This window comes from Kitasatospora sp. NPDC097691, assembly GCF_040302665.1.
Lineage (GTDB): Bacteria > Actinomycetota > Actinomycetes > Streptomycetales > Streptomycetaceae > Kitasatospora.
Window position 1 is genome coordinate 96,454 of sequence record NZ_JBEORY010000001.1, and the last position, 15,190, is coordinate 111,643.

Consider the following 15,190-nt stretch of genomic DNA (forward strand, 5'->3'; position numbering starts at 1 on the left):
CACGACGATGACGCCGCAGCTGACCGTCCTCGGCAACCCGGGCCACCGGCGGGTGACGCTGTTCGCCGCCGCCGCCCGGGCCGCCGGGCTGCCCGAGCCCGCCGTCCTGCCCTGGCTGGACGTGCTGCGCGGCCGGTACCGGCTGCCCGAGGGCGGTCTGCTGCGCATCGAGTCGCCCGGTGAGGAGCCGGAGGTCGACCGGCTGCTGCGCGGCCCGGTCCTCGGCCCCGGTTACGCGCCGACCAGAGTGGAGGGCACCGCCGCCTGGTACGCGGGCGTGCTGGCCGCACTGCGCGGGCTGGCGTCGCGGCCGGGCGTGCGGCTGCTGGGCGATCCGGAGGAGATCGCCGTGATGTTCGACAAGCGCCGGGCGCACCCGCTGCTCGCCGCGGCCGGGGTCCCGGTGCCCCGGGCACTCGGCGGCGAGGTCACCGGCTGGGAGCAGTTGCGCACGCGCCTCGCCGAGGCCGGTCTGCGCCGGGTCTTCGTCAAGCCCGCGCACGGTTCCTCCGCCTCCGGGGTGACGGCCCTGGAGTTCGGGCCGCGCGGGCAGCTGCTGGCCACCACGTCGGTCGAGCTGGCCGGCGGGCAGCTGCACAACTCGCTGCGGGTGCGCCGCTACCGCAGCGAACGGGAGGTCGCCGCCATCGTCGACCGCCTGGCGCCGGACGGGCTGCACGTCGAGCAGTGGATCCCGAAGGCCTCGCAGTCCGGCCGCTCGGCCGACCTGCGGGTCGTGGTGGTCGCGGGCCGGGCCACCCACGCCGTGGTGCGCACCAGCACCCAACCGATGACCAACCTGCACCTCGGAGGCGCCCGGGGCAGTCTCGACGCGGCCCGGGAGGCCGCCGGCCCCGCCTGGCCGGCCCTGCTGGAGACGGCCGAGCGCGCCGCGGCCTGTTTCCCCGCCTCGCCGATGGTCGGCGTCGACGTCCTGCCCACGGCGGGCTGGCGGCGTGCCCTGGTCGGCGAGGTGAACGCCTTCGGCGACCTGCTCCCCGGCCTCACCGGGCTGCCGGGCGGCCCCGCCGAGGGCCTCGACACCTACGGCGCCCAGCTCGCCGCCCTCACCGCACCCTCCCGATCGCCGCTCCGGGCGACGGACCACCAGATCACGGAACCCGCTCGATGAACCACCAGACCACCGCCCCGGCCACCGTGCCCGCCTCCTCTCCCGCGCCCTCCCCCGACATGAACGCCGTGGTGGGCACCCACGACCTGCTGCTCGTCACCCTCGACACGCTCCGCTTCGACGTCGCCGAGGAGCTGGCCGCCGCCGGCCGGATCCCGAACCTCGCCGCCGTCCTCCCGGGGGGCCGCTGGGAGCGCCGGCACGCGCCCGGCAGCTTCACCTACGCCTCCCACCAGGCCATCCTGGCCGGTTTCCTGCCGACCCCGGCCTCCCCCGACGGCCCGCACCCGCGGCTGTTCGCGGCCCGCTTCGCCGGCTCCGAGAGCACCGCCCCGCGCACCTGGGTCTTCGACGCCCCGGACCTGCCGACCGCCCTGGCCGCGGCCGGGTACCGCACGGTGTGCATCGGCGGCGTCGGCTTCTTCAACAACCAGGGCCCGCTCGGCTCGGTGCTGCCCGGTCTGTTCCAGGAGAGCCACTGGGCGCCCGAGCTCGGCGTGGCGTCCCCGACGTCCTTCGAGGAGCAGGTCGCCCGGGCCGAGCGGGTCGCCGCCGAACAGCCCGCCGGTCGGCCGCTGTTCCTCTTCCTGAACGTCTCGGCCCTGCACCAGCCCAACTGGTTCCACCTGCCCGGCGCCGACCGCGAGCACGGCGACTCCCGGGCCAGTCACGCCGCCGCCCTGGAGTACGTCGACGCCCACATCGGCCGACTGTTCGAGGCGATGAGCGCCCGCCGCCCGTGCTTCGCGATCGTCTGCTCCGACCACGGCACCGCGTACGGGGAGGACGGCTACACCGGCCACCGGATCGGCCACGAGGTCGTCTGGACCGTCCCGTACGCCCACTTCACCCTCCCGGCCCGACCGGCGGACGCCGCTGCCGTCTCCTCCGCCGCCCTCTCCTCCTCCGCAGCCCCCGAGGAGCGCGCATGACCACGGCACCCCCGCGCGTCGAATCGCCGTACCAGTCGTACGTCTACGCCTACCCGCACAAGACGGCCTACCGTCCGCTGCCCGAGCGCCCGCTGCTGCGCGAGCTGTGGGCCGGGGAGGCGCAGCACGCGCTCTCGCTCTACCTGCACATCCCGTTCTGCGAGGTCCGCTGCGGCTTCTGCAACCTGTTCACCCGGATCGGCGGCCCCGAGGGGCTGACCACCGCCTACCTGGACGCGCTGGAGCGGCAGGCCGTGGCCGTCCGCGAGGCCCTGGACGAGGGCGCCCGGTTCGCGCTGGCCGCGTTCGGCGGCGGCACGCCGACCTACCTGACGGCCGGTGAGCTGGAGCGGCTGTGCGACATAGCCGAGCGGCGGATGGGCGCCGACCTGCGGGCGGTACCGCTCTCGGTGGAGGCCTCGCCCGCCACGTCGACCGCCGACCGGCTGGAGGTGCTGGCCGCCCGGGGCACCACCCGGCTGAGCCTCGGCGTGCAGTCCTTCGACGACGCGGAGGCGCGCTCCGCCGTCCGTCCGCAGAAGCGGGCCGAGGTGGAGGCCGCCCTCGGTCGGATCCGCGCCGCCGGGTTCCCGGTCCTCAACATCGACCTCATCTACGGCATCGACGGCCAGACGGAGGCGAGTTGGCTGCGCTCCCTCGACGCCGCGCTCGCCTGGCAGCCCGAGGAGCTGTACCTGTACCCGCTGTACGTCCGTCCGCTGACCGGCCTGGCCCGGCGCGGCGAGCAGGAGAGCCGGGCGGACTGGGACGCCCGTCGGCTCGGGCTCTACCGCTCCGGCCGCGACCACCTGCTCTCCCAGGGGTACGAGCAGGTGTCGATGCGGATGTTCCGCCGCGCCGCCTCCCCGCAGGCCGGGGCGGGCGAGTACGCCTGCCAGACCGACGGCATGGTCGGCCTCGGCTGCGGTGCCCGCTCCTACACCTCGCGGCTGCACTACTCCTTCGACTACGCGGTGAACGCCACCGAGGTGCGCGGCATCATCGACGACTACGTCGCCACCGAGGACTTCCACCGGGCCGAGGTGGGCCACCGGATGCACGGCGCGGAGCCGCGCCGGCGCCACCTGGTGCAGTCGCTGCTGCAGGCCGGGGGCATGCCGCTGGCCGACTACCGGGCCCGGTTCGGCGGTTCGCCCGCAGAGGACTTCCCGGCCGAGCTCGCCGAGTTCGCCGAGCGCGGCTGGCTCGCGGCGGACGACCCGGAGCACCTGCGGCTCTCGCCGGAGGGGCTGGCGCACTCGGACGCGGCCGGCCCGATGCTGTTCTCGCCCGAGGTCCGGGCCCTGATGGCGGCGTACGAGGCGAGATGACCTTCCTCGGTATGCCCGCCGCCGCACCCGGCGCTGCTCCCGCCCCAGGGCCGGCCGAGGAGGGCGGCGCGCGGGACCTCACCCTGCTCTACCGCGGCCCGCTGGCCTCCTGCGACTACGACTGTCCCTACTGCCCGTTCGCCAAGCGCCGCGACACCCCGGATCAACTGCGCGCCGACCGGGCCGCGTTGGAGCGCTTCACCGTCTGGGCCACCGGGCGCGCGGGCACCGGCGACACGCTGTCGCTGCTGTTCACGCCCTGGGGTGAGGGCCTGGTCCGCTCCTGGTACCGCCGGGCGCTGGTGGAGCTGAGCCGCCTGCCGCACGTCCGCCGGGTCGCGATCCAGACCAACCTCAGCTGCCGCACCGGCTGGCTCGCCGAGGCGGACCTCGACACGCTCGCCCTCTGGGTCACCTTCCACCCGGGTCAGGTCACCCGCGACCGGTTCCTCGCCAAGTGCCGCGAGCTGGACGCGCTCGGGGTGCGCTACAGCGTCGGCGTGGTCGGTCAGCCCGAGCACCTCGACGAGGCCCGCCGCCTGCGCGCCGAACTCGCCGGCGGCGTCTACCTGTGGGTCAACGCCGCCGAGGGCCTTTCCTACCCGGACGCCGAGGCCGCCAGGTGGGCCGAAATCGACCCGCACTTCGGCTACAGCCGGCACGCCCACCCCAGCGCCGGGCTGCCCTGCCGCACCGGCGAGTCCGTGCTGTCGGTGGACGGCGGGGGCACCGTACGCCGCTGCCACTTCGTCCGGGACGTCCTCGGCAACCTCTACGACGGCAGCTACCGCGCCGGGCTGGGGCCCCGTCCCTGTCCGGCGGAGGCCTGCGACTGCCACATCGGCTACGTCCACCTGGAGACCCTGCCGCTGTACGAGCTGTTCGGCGCGGGCGTCCTGGAGCGCGTGCCGGACGGGTGGCCGCAGCGCCGGTGATAAATCGGTTGCGAACCGACCACGCTGCGTGAAAGTGTACGAACGACCGTACACGACCGGCAGATTCAGGAAGGAGCCCGACATGATCAGCGGCATACGACCGGCAGCCGTGCCGGGCCCCGTGCTCGGCGGCACCCCGGCTCAGTGGCCCCGGCCGGCGGCACCCCGGCACGGTGGCGGCCTGCGAACCGCTCCTTGACAACTGAATCGTGTGTCTGCAGCTCCGCGACATGATCGGCGCCCACCTGCCGTCCGCTCGCTCACCCCGCGCCGGTGACTCCCGGCAACGCCGCGCGCACCCCCCGCAGCGGCACCCCGCCCGCCGGGCGGCCCGGCTCCGGATTCCCTAGCCTGGTAGCAGGGAGGAGGCGATACACCATGCTTGGAGACGCACCGCTGCAAGCAGTCATCCCCGCCGCCGATCTCGCCCGCGCCAAGGCCTTCTACACCGACACCCTCGGCCTCAAACTCACCGATGAGAGTGAGGAGGAGTTCGCCTGCGACTGCGGCGGCACCCAGTTCTCCGTCTACCACACACCGAGCGGCGGGCAGGCCGCCCACACGCTCGCCAGCTTCAAGGTCGCCGACCTCGACGGCGAGATGGCCGGCCTTCGCGACCGCGGCATCACCTTCGAGGAGTACGACTTCCCCGGCCTGAAGACCGTCAACGGCGTCGCCGAGGGCGAGGGCATGCGCGCCGCCTGGTTCAAGGACAGCGAGGGCAACATCCTCTGCGTGGCCCAGCGCGTCGGGCCGTAGGCCGTCCCACCATCCACCCGGCCGGTGGACGGTTCCGCGAGGGTCCGCCCACCGGCCCGTCGTGCCCCCGTGCCTCCCGCCCCACGGCACCCCTCGCACGGCGGCTCCGCTGCCCGGCCCACTCGCGCGGAGCGGACCGGGCGGCGGCAGCCGCCGACGGCGACGGGAGCGAGCCGGTCAACCGATCACCCGGTCGACCGATCAGTCGTCCGCCTCGTCGTAGCGGCCGTGGCCGAGGCGGCGCAGGTCGAAGGACCAGATGCCACGGCCGAAGGTGGCGGCGTAGAGCTTGCCGTCCGGGCCGATCTTCAGCTGCTGCACCGCGGTGGTGGGCAGGTTGCGGCCGAGGACGCGCCAGTCGGTGGTGCCCGGCGCGCGGTAGAACGCGGCCAGGTCGGTGCCGAGGGCCAGGCCGCCGTTCGGCAGGATCTTCACCGAGGTGGCCGGGACGTCGGGCAGGTTGGCGGAGACGTCGGTCCAGGTGGTGCCGCCGTCGTGGGTCTCGAAGAGGTGGCCGATGCCCGCGCCGGGGCCCTCCGTCCAGGTGCGCGAGAAGCCGTTGAAGGCGACGAGGACGTGCTGGGCGTCGTTCTCGTCCACCGCGAAGGAGGAGATGTAGCGGTTCGGCAGGGTGCCGTCGACCGGCAGGTCGAGCTGGTGCCAGCCGCTGCCGTCGGTCTTGCCCACCGCGATGCCGCGGCTGAAACCGACGTTGTTGCACGGGCCGCACCAGCCCGCGTACACGGTGCCGCCGACGGTCGCGACCGCGCTGGCGACGTGGCCGGCACCGAGGTCGTAGGCCGAGGTCCACTCGCTGCCGCTGCGGATCGCGTAGCCCTTGTGCTGCACCCAGACGTGTTGGCCGCCCGCGATCCAGGTGTTGCCGTCCTTCGGGTCGCTGGTGATCGGCGCGATGAACCGCGCGGCGCCGGCGTCCTTGTCCGGCGGGGCGACCTCGTAGGAGGTGGCCTTGCTCGGATCCTTCGTCCAGCTGCCGTCGTTGACCGCGCAGTTCTGGGTGACCCACATGTCGAGGTAGACGTACTCCTCGGCCATGTTGCAGCCGTTCGCCGGGTCGACGAGCGTGTCGGCGCCGTCGCCGCCGAAGTTGGAGCCCATCACCTTGTCGTGGGCGCGCAGGATCGACTGGCCGTTGTCCTGCAGACCACCGCTGACGATCACGCCCCGGCCCGAGCGGTCCGCCGGGTCCTTGCCGACGCCGACGGAGTAGTACTGCAGGGTGTCGATGGTGCCGTCGTTGAGCGGCGTCCAGTCCTTGGCGTGGCCGAACGCGTCCAACTGCCCGACAGCCGGGCGCCGGTAGACGCCGCCGTCGTTGCCGACGTAGACGGTGGCCTTGCCCTGGTAGCCGCCGAAGGCGACGGCGTGCTGGTCGGAGTGGGTGGTCGGCGAGCAGTCGCCGGTCTGCCTGGCCGGGTCGATGCTCCAGCAGGGGAAGCCGTTGTTCCAGTACGGCCCGACGGTGGCCCACTTGGCGCCGCCGTCGGTGGTCTCGAAGACCTCCTCAAGACCGGCGTAGACGTGGTCCGGGTCGGCCGGGTCGACCTGGAGGGACTGGTTGTACCAGGCCTGGATGCCGGGCTGGTACCCGTCGTCCTGCAGCGCGGAGCCGGAGTTCTTCAGCTTGTCCTTGTCGGCGACAAGCGTCCACGGGCCGGACGGCGAGCCGGACTTGGAGACGTAGATGCCCTTCAGGCCGGTGTCCGGGTCGCTCGCCATGACCGCCGGGGACTGGTCGATCGCGTAGTAGCGCGAGCCGTCCGCCGAGCGGGCGAAGGTCACGTTGCCCACGTCGGACGCGTCCGTCGGCAGGTCGCCCAGCGAGGCCACCCGCTGCCAACTGCCGTCCGCGGCCTTGCTGTAGAAGCCGTTGTAGGTGTCGCCGCCACGCCAGCCCACCGCCAGGATCACCTTGCTCGGGTCCTTGGGGTCGATCGCGATGTCGTTGGCGATGTTCTTGTACGGCGCGGCCGGGTCCCCGGCCTTGGAACCTCCGGGCAGGTACTCCGGGTTGGGCGCGAACTCAAGGGTCCACGGGCCCGACAGCGTGGTGGTCGAGTGGCTCCAGACACCCCGGCTGGTGGCCGCCCACACGGTGCCCCCGGCGAAGCGCAGCGCGTGGATGATGGTCGACTCCAGCTCGGCGCCTCCGACCCGGCTGCCCGGCTGGAACTCACCGTGCCCGGGGTCGGCGAGCACGTACACGCCGGTGCCGACGTACGAGGTCGCGCCGGTGTTGGACTCGCCGGTGGCGTACCAGAGCCGGCCGCCCTCGTCGAGGTTCAGGGTGCCGGTGGACAGGGTGGGCAGCTTGTCGGCGATCGGCTCCCAGTGACCGCCGCCGGTGCGGGAGCGGAACACTCCGCCGTTGGCTCCGCCCGCGTAGACGTAGCCGTCCTGGTCGGCAGCGAGGCCGGTGATCCGGCCCGTCACCAGACCGGACCCGCCACTGGAGTTGGAGTTGACGTCGCGGTAGCGCGGGTCGTCGGAGTTGTACGGCTTGTCGGTGACGTGGTCCCAGCTGCCGCCGGTGTGCGGCACGGACTGCAACTGCGCCCAGGCCGCGCCGTAGGCGCCCGGCGCGACCACCCCCGGGGCGGTGCGGGCCTCGGTGTACTGCGCGGTGCCCTCGGCGGAGTTCTCCGCCTCGTCGCCGCCGTCCCCGGCTTCTGCCTCGGCCCGCGGGCTGAGGCCCGGGGCCGCCGGGGCCGCGGTGGTCGCGCCGGCGGCGCTCCGCACCTTCCGGGCGTGCTTCTTCCCGATGTCCGCCTGGTGCCGGACCTGCCACGGCTGCGACTCCGTGGGGACGGGCGGCGCTGCGAGCGCCTGGGTGGTGGTCAGTCCGATCGCGGTGAGCGTGACGGCGCTCAGCAGCAGCCGTCGTCGTTGCCTGGTGGGCACGGTTGCGGTCCTCCCCTGCGGCCGGTCGCGCGGTCGCGCGACTCGGCGGAAACAGGGGGACAGCCTGGTCGGCCGATCCGCCCGGGGGAAGGGGCGTACGGTAAGAAGGCGGTAATACTCCTACGGTTTCACCCAGTTGGCATTCACAGAATGCTGATTGCCCGTCATGTCTGGTCGGCGGACTCCCGATCAGTGCCCGCGTACGCGCCGCCGAGCCGCGCGCACCGAGGCGACCGGGTCGAAGGCGCCGGGGCGGTCCCGGGTCAGCGGGTAGCAGGCGAAGCCGATCAGCGCCGCGCTGAGGTGACCGATGCTGGTGTAGTCCCGGTTCTGCTGGACGCCCAGTCCGTAGACGACGAGCACGCCGACCGCGTACAGGTACCGCCAGGGCCGCACGATGAGGTAGGTGAGCACCGCGACCACGCCGGCGAGCGCGTAACTGACGCCGTAGTCGAGGGTGTAGACGGCCCTCGGCGGGGCGAGGCCGCGGTGGATCGCCCAGCCGAGCACACCCTCGCTGAGATAGGTCGCGCCGACGTGCGCGATCGCCGCCACCGAGATCCAGCGCAGCGTGCCGAGCCAGCGCTCGGCCGGCACGTGGAAGAGGTTGTAGAGCAGGAAGTAGGACAGCCATCCGCCGCCCGCGATCCACAGCGCGCTGGCCACCAGGACCCGGACCGGCGAGACCTGCAGGTGGTGCAGGTTGGTCGAGCGCCGCTGCAGGATGCGGTCGGCGGTCACCGGGTCGACGTGCCGGATCACCTGCGTGGTGACGAGCAGGATCGCCAGCCAGATGTAGGTGCCCGGCGCACGCCGGACGTAGGCCCACACCGCGTGGGCGGTGCGTGCCCACCAGGGCCGCCGGTGCGTCTCGGAGCTCCTGGCGGTACCGCCGGCCATCGACGCCTCCTCGACACACCCTCCCGCACCGTCCACTCCCCCTCACCCTCACCCCGCCCGGCCGCCACCCGCCGCCGCGGCGGCCCGTCCGGGTGATCCGCCACCCCCTGGGCCCCTCTCCGACGGCGCACCCGCACCCTCGCCACCGAGCTGGAGGGCAGGGGCGCCGGCGGCTACTCCTCGGGCCCGGTGACGACGAGGAAGACGTGCCTTGCGTCGTCGCTGTGCACGGCGCTGCAACGGTAGCCGGGCGGAACGTACAGGGCCTCGCCGCTCAGGGTGGGGACCTCGGCGGGGGGGTCGCCGAGCGACCGCAGCGTCCAGCGGCTCGATCCGGCGGACTGGATCACCAGGACGTGGCCGGAGGGTGGTCGGGCGCCGGTGGCGTGCTCGACCTTCCAGCCCAGCACGCTCGTGAGGCCGGCCGCGACGTACCCGGCCAGCGCCGTGTCCGGAGGTCCGCCGGCGCCTCGGGGGACGGCGGGGTCGTTCTCGGGCCAGAGCAGGCCGAAGGTGCGGGCGAAGTGGGCGTCCAGGAAGAGCGCCAGCTCCTGGAGGTAGGGATCCATCCCGGGGCGCTCGCTCAGACGTTCCCAGTTCACGTGTCGTCTCCTTCGGCGGTGCCGTCCACCACAGTGATGTAGGAGTGTCAAGCATGGTGCATCGGCGTGTCGGACGGCATCACGATTTTCAGGTATCCAGGAGGCCCGCCCGACTGGCGGCGACGCCCGCCTGGAAGCGGCTGTCGGCACCCAGCTGCTCCAGGATCTCGGCGATGTGACGGCGCGCGGTGCGCAGCGACATGCCCAGCCGACGGGCGATCGCCTCGTCCTTCAAGCCGTCGGCGAGCAGGCGCAGGATCGTGGAGTGCAGTTCCCGGGCGACGGCCTCCATCTCGCGTCCGGTCGACTCCTGGAACGGGGTGGCCTGGCCCCAGGTGAGCTCGAACATCTCGTACAGGTAGGCGACGGTCGACGGGTCGCGGATGACCGCGGCTCCCAGCTCCGGGCCCGCGGCGGGGAGGAAGGCGGTCTCGCGGTCCATGATGATGAGCCGCCCGGCCAGTTCGTGCGTGGTGCGGTACTCGGCGCCCAGGTCGGAGGCGGCGGCGACATAGGCCTGGCTGGGGCCGTTGAAGCGGGCGGTGTGGTGGTAGAGGGTGCGGATGCGCACGCCGCGCTCCAGCATCGCCCGGTCGCGCACCAGGGCTTCGGACATCGCCTCAGGCAACCGGGCGCCGCCGCCGGGCTGGCAGGAGACCACCTCGGTGGTGCACTGCTCGCCCAGCCGGTTGAGCAGGAAGCGCACCTCCGCCAGGGTGGGGATCACCTCGATGCCCGCGCCGGACTCCCGGCTGTCCGGGAACAGCGGGGCGAACTCGTCGAACCGGCTGCGCATCCGGGCGATGTCGTCCTGGCGCCGGCGGATCTCCGCCTCGACGGGTGCGGCTCTCCGGAAGAAGGCCGAGTCGGGTGACACCACCCGCAGCGCCTCCTGCCTGGCGCCGGCCGGTGCCAGCAGTCCCGTGTCGAGCAGCCGCTCGACCGCCGCCGTCACGGCGGACGGGGACAGTCCGGTCGCCCGGGCCACGACCGCCGGATCGTGGGCGCCGGTGTACCGGTTCTCCGCGAACCATGCGTAGACGGAGAGGTCGGATTCGCACCCCGGGCCTGCTTGGGTCCGACGCTCTGTCACATCGCGATCGCAATTGTCCATATTTACCCCCACACCCCTTTGCTGCCAGGCAAGTTGATGAACGGTTCCAAGCATGTCGGCGATCTTCGATGCCCGCCAGAGTGGAGCCATGGCCCCTTCACCCAATGGGGCGAATGCAAACGACCCCCGGGAGATCCCCATGAAGCGCACCATCCTCACCACCGTGGCGCTGCTCGGCGCTGCCGCCGCCTGGCTGTCGCCGACCGCCTCGGCCGCCGCGGGGCACACCCACCACGACGGTGCCACCGCAGCCGCCCACCGCGCCGGGCCCGCCCCGTCCGCCACCTTCACCTGCCCGGCCAGTACCCGCTGCAACGACACCTCCTGGGGAGGCTGAGCCCTTTGTTCACAACGCGGGAGAGGGAGATCCTCGTTCACCTCGCACAGGGCCGCACCTCCCGGGTGATCGCCCACCTGCTGCACCTGAGCCACCACACCGTCGAGACCCACATCCGCAACATGCGGGCCAAGAGCGGGGCCAGCAGCCGCACCCAGTTGCTGGCCATCGCCCTCAAGCTCGACGCCGTTGGGCCCGCCGGGCCCAACAGGGGCTGATCGCTGATCCAGTCCGAATCCGCTCAGCACTCCCGACGGGGGTCGGACAGGTCCGGCCGGCCGGCGACCCGCCCTGCGGCGACGCCCGGACCGGCGGGTACCGGGCGTGCTGGGAGGACCACTCCGGAGAAGGGGGATGTCACAGACCGATGGAAATACCGATCCTGATTTGTGCGGGCCAGCCGCTGATGCGCAGCGGACTCTCCTCGGCCCTCGTGGCCGAGCCGGACATCCGGGTGGTCGGCGAGACCGCGGACGGGAGCACCGCCACCGCGCTGGCCCGCGAGCTGAACCCCGCCGTCGTCGTGGCCGATTTCGAGCTCGCGGACATGACGGGGATCGATCTCGTCCGCGAACTCCTGGGGCCGGGCCAGGAGGCCCCCCGCACGCTGCTGATGGCACCGGCCGAGGACGACGCCGTCCTGGAGTCCGTCCTGGCGGGCGCGACCGGGATCGTCACCCGGAACACCCTGGTGGAGGACTTCCCCCAGGCGATCAGAGCCATGGCCACCGGCCACTCCTTCCTCTCGCCCGACATCGCGGCCCTGCTCCTGGGCTGGGTCCGGGACAAGCAGCCCGCGCTGTTCCCGGCGCTCGGACTCAACCTCCTCACCTTCCGCGAACGTGAGATCCTGGCGCTGCTGGCGAACGGGATGTCCAACGCCGAGATCTCCAAGCGGCTCTGCATCGTGCAGTCGACGGTCAAGTTCCACGTCTCCCAGCTGCTCAGGAAGCTCGGCCTCAGGGACCGCCTGCAAGCCGCCGTGTTCGCCCACCAGAACGGTGTCATCTGATGTTGCGACAGAACCAGGACCACAGTGCCCGTTGGCTGCCGTGGACCAAGGGGACGACGGGCCTGCCCCGTGTCTACTGCCTCCCATTCGCCGGCGGGGCGGCGCACTTCTACCGCCCGTGGGCGGAGGCGGCCCGGCACCTCGCGGTCGAGGTCGTCCCGGTCGAACTGCCGGGCCACGGGACCCGGTTGCGCGATCCTCTGGTGAGCGGCATGGCCGCCATGGTCGACGCGCTGTGCGAGGAGGTCCTCCGGCCGGAGAGCGGACCCTTCGCGATCCTCGGGCACAGCATGGGCGCGAAGATCGCGTACGCGGTGGCCGAGGAGCTGGAGCGGCGGCCCGGGGCGACACCGCCGGCCCGGCTCTTCGTGTCCGGGGCGCTGCCGGCCTCGGCCCCCGAGCCGAAGCCGCTGCACGACCTGCCGGACGAGGCGCTGATGGCGGAGTTGTCCGAGATGGGCGGCACGCCTCCCGAGATCCTCGCCAACGCGGAACTGATGGAGTTCATGCTGCCGGTGTTCCGGGCGGACCTGACCCTGCTCGAACAGTGGCACGCGGAGGCGCGGAGCCAGGTCTCCTGCCCCATCACGGCGTTCGCCGGCCGGGACGACCGGATCGTCCGGGCGGAGCTGACCGCGGGCTGGGCCGACCACACCTCGGCGTCCTTCGCCCTTCAGGTCCATCCCGGGGACCACTTCTTCCTGCGGGAGGAGATGGACGCCATGCTCGCCCGGATCGCCGCCGACCTCCACGAGCGCGCTGACGACCGACGGGCCCCGAGCGAGGTGTGACGACCAGCCGAATTCGCTCGGCTCGTCACACCTGCCGGGCTGGTCACCCCTCCCCGGCCCGTCACGCCTGCCGGGCCCGTCACGCCTGCCGGGCCCGGCAGAAGTCCCCGGCCCGTCACACCCTGCCGGGCCCGTCAGTCCTGCTCGACGCCGAGCTCGATCAGTCCGGTCGCCTCGGCCAGCACCCGTCCGACGTCCTGCGGCGACGAGCCGACGGCGATGACGTGGCCCAGCCGGTCGTAGGCGCTCCGCGGCGGCCGGACCTCGCGCCCCGGTGTCCCGCTCACCAGGACGCGCTCCACGCCCGGCACCCGCTCCGCCTGCCGGACCCCGTCCACGCCGGTCAGCCGGCCCGGCCGCGGCGCGGTCAGGAACCGCAGGCCGGCCCGGCGTGCGTGGTCGGCCGACAGGTTCAGCGGCAGGCCGGCGGCGGCGCGGATCTGCTGCTCCAGCAGGTCGATCCCGGTGGCCGGGCGGATCAGCTCCGGGATCATGCCGCCGGCCAGCCGTCCGTTGATCTCGATGACGGCCGGGCCGTCGGCGGTCAGCCTGAGCTCGACGTGCGCGGGGCCGCGCTCGAAGCCGACGGCCTTCAGGGCCTGCCGGGCCGTGTCGGCGATCCGCTCGGCCAGCGCGTCGTCGATGTCGGCGGGGAAGAGGTGACCGGTCTCGACGAAGTGCGGCAGCGGGCTGACGGTGCGCTGGGTGACGCCGACGCACCGGGCCTCGCCGTCCACGCCGAACATCTCCGCGCTGAACTCGGGCCCCTCCAGGTACTGTTCGACCAGCACCGCGCCCGGGGTCCGCTGGCCGCGCACGTTGTGGGTGACGGCGAGCAGTTCCACGGCGTGCGCGGCGGCGGTCGCGGCGTCCTCGCACCACAGCACGGACTGCGAGCCGGACTCCCCGACCGGCTTGACCACGCAGGGCAGCCCCACCGCGGCGACGGCGGCCGCGATCCGCTCCGGGTCCGGATCCGTGACGACAGCGAACCCGGGCTGGGTCACCCCGGCCTCGTGCAGCGCGGTACGGGTCAGCGCCTTGTTGCGGCAGCGGGTCATCGCCTCCGGCGGGTTGCCGGGTGTGCCCAGGGCCGCGGCCGCCCGTGCGGTGTGCTCCAGGTAGAACTCGCTGGTCGTCGTGACGCCCGCCACCCGGCGCCCGGCGCTCACCCGGGCGATGGCCTCGGCCAGCGCGGCCTCGTCGTCGGTGTCGCAGACGACGACGCGGCAGCCGGTGTCGGGCAGTTCCGGGTAGCGCGCTGCGTCCTTGGTGAACAGCACCGGCTCCAGGGCCAGCCGGACGGCGGTGCGCAGCGCGATCATCCCGGTGCCGGTGGTGTTGGACTCGACGAAGAGCAGCAGCCGACGGTCCCGGCGGGGTATCCGGGCGAACGACCAACCGGAGACCGTGGCACCGTACTCCACCTCCTCCGGAGCCTCGGCGACCACGCCCCGCGGCGCGCCCCGGCCGGCGGCGCCCGCCTCGCCCGCGCCGTCGCCCTCCGCGTAGACGCTGTCCACGTACCGGTCCCCGCGGTCCGGCATGATCCCGACCAGCCGGGTGCCGGGCTCGGCGCGGGCCGCGAGGTGGGTGAGGACCCGGTAGACCGACCCGGAGGTGTTCCCGCCGAAGATCTTCTGCTCCCGGGCGAGCCGGCGGGTGGCGTCGAAGGCCTCGTCGTCGGACAGCCAGTGCACCTCGTCGAAGAGCCGGTAGTCGATGTTCTCCGGGAAGAGGCTGTTGCCGAGCCCGCCCTGCTTGCGGGTCGGGCGGTCCGGTTGGGCGAAGAGCACGCTGCCCACGCAGTCCACGCCCACCACCGAGACGTCGGGCAGGCGTTCCAGCAGCGCCTTCGACGTCCCGCAGAGCGAGCCGCCGCTGCCCACCGCCCCGACCAGGACGTCCACCGACCCCAGGTCGGCGACCAGTTCGTCGGCGAGGCCGCGGTACGCGGCCGGGTTCTGCGGGTTGCTGTACTGGCGCGGCCAGAACGCGCCGGGCAGGCAGGCCATCAGCTCGGCCAGGCGCTCCAGCCGGGCGCTCTGCCACCCCTGCCCGGTCATCGCCGCCACGACGTGGACCTCGCAGCCCAGGGTGCGCAGCTTGGCCAGGGTGATGGGGTCGATGCGCGGGTCGGTGACGATGTGCACGGGGTGGCCGAGGTACGTGCCGACCAGGGCCACCCCGAGCGCCATCGTGCCCGAGGAGCTCTCCACGATCGGGCCGCCCTCGGCGAGCGCGCCGGTGCGCCGGGCTTCGAGGATCACCTGCCGGGCCACCCGGTCCTTCATCGCGAAGAGGTTCTGCATCTCCAGTTTGGCGAAGACCTCGACGCCGTCGGGGGCGTCCACCCGCAGCCGCACCGCCGGGGTGTGGCCGATGCCGTCGATGACCGATTCCTGCCGCATGTGTGCACGTCC

At 73.2% G+C, this 15,190-nt stretch carries 14 protein-coding genes; 9 read left to right on the plus strand and 5 right to left on the minus strand.

The window, feature by feature from the left end; translation table 11 throughout:
* Window positions 1–7: 7 nt before the first annotated feature.
* The 5 genes from ABTY56_RS00410 (at window position 8) to ABTY56_RS00430 (ending at window position 5,089) form a co-directional block, all read left to right on the plus strand.
* Window positions 8–1,132 (plus strand): STM4014 family protein, encoded by a 1,125-nt coding sequence (locus tag ABTY56_RS00410; RefSeq protein WP_350624877.1) that lies wholly within the window; start codon window positions 8–10, stop codon window positions 1,130–1,132.
* Window positions 1,133–1,191: 59 nt separating this feature from the next.
* A complete protein-coding gene (locus tag ABTY56_RS00415; protein ID WP_350625243.1) occupies window positions 1,192–2,064 on the plus strand; it encodes an STM4013/SEN3800 family hydrolase in 873 nt (290 codons plus the stop codon).
* Window positions 2,061–3,395, plus strand: a complete 1,335-nt coding sequence (locus ABTY56_RS00420; protein WP_350624879.1) for an STM4012 family radical SAM protein — start codon at window positions 2,061–2,063, stop codon at window positions 3,393–3,395. The genes ABTY56_RS00415 and ABTY56_RS00420 overlap by 4 nt, the downstream gene beginning before the upstream one ends.
* Window positions 3,392–4,330: an STM4011 family radical SAM protein gene (locus ABTY56_RS00425; RefSeq protein WP_350624881.1), complete on the plus strand. Its 939-nt coding sequence runs from the start codon at window positions 3,392–3,394 to the stop codon at window positions 4,328–4,330. Before ABTY56_RS00420 ends, ABTY56_RS00425 begins: the two co-directional genes overlap by 4 nt.
* A gap of 378 nt (window positions 4,331–4,708) precedes the next feature.
* The gene (locus ABTY56_RS00430; RefSeq protein ID WP_350624884.1) at window positions 4,709–5,089 is read left to right on the plus strand and encodes a VOC family protein; all 381 of its coding nucleotides are present in this window, start codon (window positions 4,709–4,711) and stop codon (window positions 5,087–5,089) included.
* 201 nt (window positions 5,090–5,290) lie between these two features.
* On the opposite strand, the gene ABTY56_RS00435 is transcribed toward ABTY56_RS00430, so the two are convergent.
* The 4 genes from ABTY56_RS00435 to ABTY56_RS00450 all read right to left on the minus strand — a co-directional run bounded on the left by ABTY56_RS00435 (window position 5,291) and on the right by ABTY56_RS00450 (window position 10,606).
* The gene (locus tag ABTY56_RS00435; RefSeq protein ID WP_350624886.1) at window positions 5,291–8,011 is read right to left on the minus strand and encodes a ligand-binding sensor domain-containing protein; all 2,721 of its coding nucleotides are present in this window, start codon (window positions 8,009–8,011) and stop codon (window positions 5,291–5,293) included.
* 189 nt (window positions 8,012–8,200) lie between these two features.
* Window positions 8,201–8,911: a rhomboid-like protein gene (locus ABTY56_RS00440; protein ID WP_350624888.1), complete on the minus strand. Its 711-nt coding sequence runs from the start codon at window positions 8,909–8,911 to the stop codon at window positions 8,201–8,203.
* A 173-nt stretch (window positions 8,912–9,084) separates the two neighbouring features.
* The gene (locus tag ABTY56_RS00445) at window positions 9,085–9,513 is read right to left on the minus strand and encodes a hypothetical protein (RefSeq protein WP_350624889.1); all 429 of its coding nucleotides are present in this window, start codon (window positions 9,511–9,513) and stop codon (window positions 9,085–9,087) included.
* Between the two features lie 88 nt (window positions 9,514–9,601).
* Window positions 9,602–10,606, minus strand: coding sequence for a helix-turn-helix transcriptional regulator (locus ABTY56_RS00450; RefSeq protein ID WP_350624891.1), 1,005 nt, complete (start codon window positions 10,604–10,606; stop codon window positions 9,602–9,604).
* Window positions 10,607–10,766: 160 nt separating this feature from the next.
* Between ABTY56_RS00450 and ABTY56_RS00455 the strand changes: the two genes are divergently transcribed.
* From ABTY56_RS00455 to ABTY56_RS00470, 4 genes are all read left to right on the plus strand, one after another.
* Complete coding sequence (locus ABTY56_RS00455; protein WP_350624893.1) at window positions 10,767–10,964, plus strand: hypothetical protein; 198 nt, start codon at window positions 10,767–10,769, stop codon at window positions 10,962–10,964.
* Between the two features lie 5 nt (window positions 10,965–10,969).
* A complete protein-coding gene (locus tag ABTY56_RS00460; protein ID WP_350624895.1) occupies window positions 10,970–11,182 on the plus strand; it encodes a response regulator transcription factor in 213 nt (70 codons plus the stop codon).
* Window positions 11,183–11,331: 149 nt separating this feature from the next.
* Complete coding sequence (locus tag ABTY56_RS00465) at window positions 11,332–11,976, plus strand: LuxR C-terminal-related transcriptional regulator (protein ID WP_350624897.1); 645 nt, start codon at window positions 11,332–11,334, stop codon at window positions 11,974–11,976.
* Window positions 11,976–12,767, plus strand: a complete 792-nt coding sequence (locus ABTY56_RS00470) for a thioesterase II family protein (RefSeq protein WP_350624899.1) — start codon at window positions 11,976–11,978, stop codon at window positions 12,765–12,767. Before ABTY56_RS00465 ends, ABTY56_RS00470 begins: the two co-directional genes overlap by 1 nt.
* 134 nt (window positions 12,768–12,901) lie before the next feature.
* Here ABTY56_RS00470 and ABTY56_RS00475 read toward each other — a convergent pair whose 3' ends face one another.
* On the minus strand, window positions 12,902–15,178 hold the full coding sequence (locus ABTY56_RS00475) for a pyridoxal-phosphate dependent enzyme (protein WP_350624901.1): 2,277 nt from the start codon (window positions 15,176–15,178) through the stop codon (window positions 12,902–12,904).
* Window positions 15,179–15,190 lie beyond the last annotated feature (12 nt).